The 2,763-nt window shown below is 69.2% G+C and carries 2 protein-coding genes; one reads left to right on the forward strand and one right to left on the reverse strand.

Annotated features, from left to right (window positions below):
* The coding region (locus ACWELQ_RS42935) for a hypothetical protein (RefSeq protein WP_452402723.1) at positions 1-893 on the forward strand (893 nt) is incomplete at its 5' end.
* Positions 894-898: 5 nt separating this feature from the next.
* On the opposite strand, the gene ACWELQ_RS42940 is transcribed toward ACWELQ_RS42935, so the two are convergent.
* A complete protein-coding gene (locus tag ACWELQ_RS42940) occupies positions 899-2,680 on the reverse strand; it encodes an SDR family oxidoreductase (protein WP_452402724.1) in 1,782 nt (593 codons plus the stop codon).
* Between the last annotated feature and the right edge of the window lie 83 nt (positions 2,681-2,763).

Consider the following 2,763-nt stretch of genomic DNA (forward strand, 5'->3'; position numbering starts at 1 on the left):
GCACCGCGGACCGGCAACTGGGGTACGGCTACGGCGAATACAGCGAACTGCGGCTCGTGCAGATCGTGCCGCCCGAGGCCGCGGATCCGGGATTTCGGCGGGCGCTGGAGCTCTGTGCCGGTCGGCTCGGCGATCCGCAGGTGGTGGGCGGCCCGAATGTGTTCGCGCTGTGGCGATCCGAGAGCGATACCGTCGAGCTGACGCGACTGCGAGGCTCGGAGTCGCGGTTGCAGGTGACGCTGAAACCGACGCAGCCTTTCGATCGGCAGCGGCAGCACGATCCCGCCTTCATACCGGGGGAGCTGTGGCGTGCGGTGACCGACAGCCGATCCGCCGGTCCGGTGCTGTCGGGCCGACCGTTCGTGCCGGGCGAAGACGCCCAGGACTGGGGACAACTGTACCGGCGGCTGTGCGCCGTATTCGATTCTCTCGCAGCCGATGTCGCTCTCCTGCACCGGTACACCTCGGATATCGCCTGGAGTGTCGGTGCCTGGGGTGAGCCCGGATTCCTGGCACGCGGCCACTTCTCACCCGAAGGCTGCACGGTCGAGACGATGAGCAACGGTCGCCCGCAACAGCATCGGCTCCCACCCGGTGGCCCGCACGGAGTCGAGGCCGCGAAACTGACCGTGGACGCCCTTGCGGCGACGCGGTTCTCACCGCGGGATCTGCACTACAGCACCCGCGCGACGCAGCCGCCGCGCCAGCTCACCGACGCCGACTTCGGTCTGCGAAAGGCCCCCGCCGCACCGGATCTCGACCGCTCACAGTGGCGCGGCAGACCCAAGATGGTCCACGCCTACATCAAGTCGGAGACGACCTACGACTGGATCGACGGCGAACTCCACGAGGTCTCCCACACCGACTTCGACCCACCCAGGCGCGCCACGTAAGGACGTCACCGTGCCAGACTCGCGCGGGCCATGCCGAAGCGCATCAGGCTGGGCGGTGTGAGCCGGGTGCCGTAATAGGCCGCCCACGCCTCCGGTGTGACCGGGACGACGGCCCGATTGTGCTGGACCGCACGCACAATGGCGGTGGCCACCTTCGACGGTGGGTAGCGTCGCCATCGGTAGAGGGTGTCGAACAGTTGTTGGCGGGCTTGTTCCTTTTCCGCGGACACACCCGAGAACTCCGTGGTGCGAACGATATTGGTGTGGACGATGCCGGGGCAGACGGTGCTCACGCCGATGCCGTCGGCGGCCAGTTCGGCGCGCAGGCAGTCGGAGAAGGTGAAGACCGCCGCCTTGCTGGTGGAGTAGGCGCTGAAACCCTGTTGGGGGGTGTAGGCGGCCATGCTCGAGAGGTTCACGATGTGGCCGCCGAGGCCGCGCTCGGCCATCAATCGGCCGAAGGCCCGGGAGCCGTGCACGACGCCGAACAGGTTGATGTCGAGGACCCGCTGGAAACTCTCGGCGGGGGTGCGCAGGAACGGCGCGGCCTGCCCGATGCCGGCATTGTTGACCACGATGTCGGGGACGCCGTGCACCTCGGCCACCTCCGCCGCGTGCGCCTCGACGGCCGCGGCGTCCGCGACATCCAGGACGTACGGGAATGCGGTGCCGCCGGATTCGGCGATCAGCGTGGCCGTCTCGCGCGCTGCGTCACGGTCGATATCCGAGACCACCACCTCCGCGCCCAGGCGGGCGAATGCCAGGGCGGTCTCGCGGCCGATGCCCGAGCCCGCGCCGGTCACCACCACCAGGTGATCGTCGAAGGCGCGGCCCGCCGGACGGCCGACCTCCGCGCGCCGCAGCTCCCGCGACGGCTCCCGGCCCGACACCGCGTCGATGAGCTGCACGGTCGCGCGTGCCAGCACTCGCGGATGCGAATACGGCACCCAGTGACCGGCTTCCAGATCGCGTCGCCACAGCTGTTCGGTGTACTCGGCCTCGTCGTCGAACACGGCGGGCCGCACCGCCGGATCGCGATCGGCCACGATCAGCTGCACCGGCACCTTGGTGCGCCGCTCGCGTGACGAGAAGACCTTGCCGACAACCAGATTCGCGCGATAGATCTTCAGACCGTTGGCCGCGTCCGCGGTGAACGTCTCGCCGAGGGTGACCTGTTCGGGCGGGGTGCCCTGGGCCAGCCGCAGCCCGAGCCGGAACGCCCGATCGGTCAGCCCGCGGCGCACCAGCGCCGGCGTGATCGGGGCCATGAACACGAATTGGTAGGCGACCGAGGCCAATTGGGTCAGCGGGCCGACCAGGTTGCGCGGCGTCGGGCGGGCGAAACGTCGCCGCGCCCACGCGCCCGCGTGATCGAGATTGGGGCCCGACACCGAGGTGAAGGAGGCGATGCGCAACTCGGCGTCGGGCTCGCACACCGCGTCCCACACCGTCACCGACCCCCAGTCGTGGGCGAGCACGTGCACCGGCTCGTGCGGGCTCACCGCGTCGGCGACCGCGAAGAAGTCGGTCGCCAGTTCGGCGATCGCGAAGGCGCGGAAGTCGTCCGGATCGGTCGAGCGGCCGTGCCCCCGCGAGTCGTAGGTCACCACGTGGAAACGATCGACGAGATGCGGAATCACGTTGTCCCACAAATGGTGTGAGTCCGGCCAGCCGTGCACCAGGATGAGGGTCGGCCCGTCGGGCACGCCCTGCTCGTAGACGGCGATCTCGATCTCGCCGTTGCGGACGGTCCGTCGGCGGGGGTCGGCGTCGGTTCGCAGCGCCATTGCGGCTCTCCTCTGTCTCGGACAGTTGTCACGAACCAGCCTGAACTGTCCGCGACGAGGAGTCAATGGCGCGTGAATTAGCT

This window comes from Nocardia sp. NPDC004722, from assembly GCF_053601505.1.

Bases quoted from the DNA above. Each gene is read 5' to 3' on its own strand.
- ACWELQ_RS42940 (WP_452402724.1), bottom strand. From the start codon at position 2,680: ATGGCGCTGCGAACCGACGCCGACCCCCGCCGACGGACCGTCCGCAAC.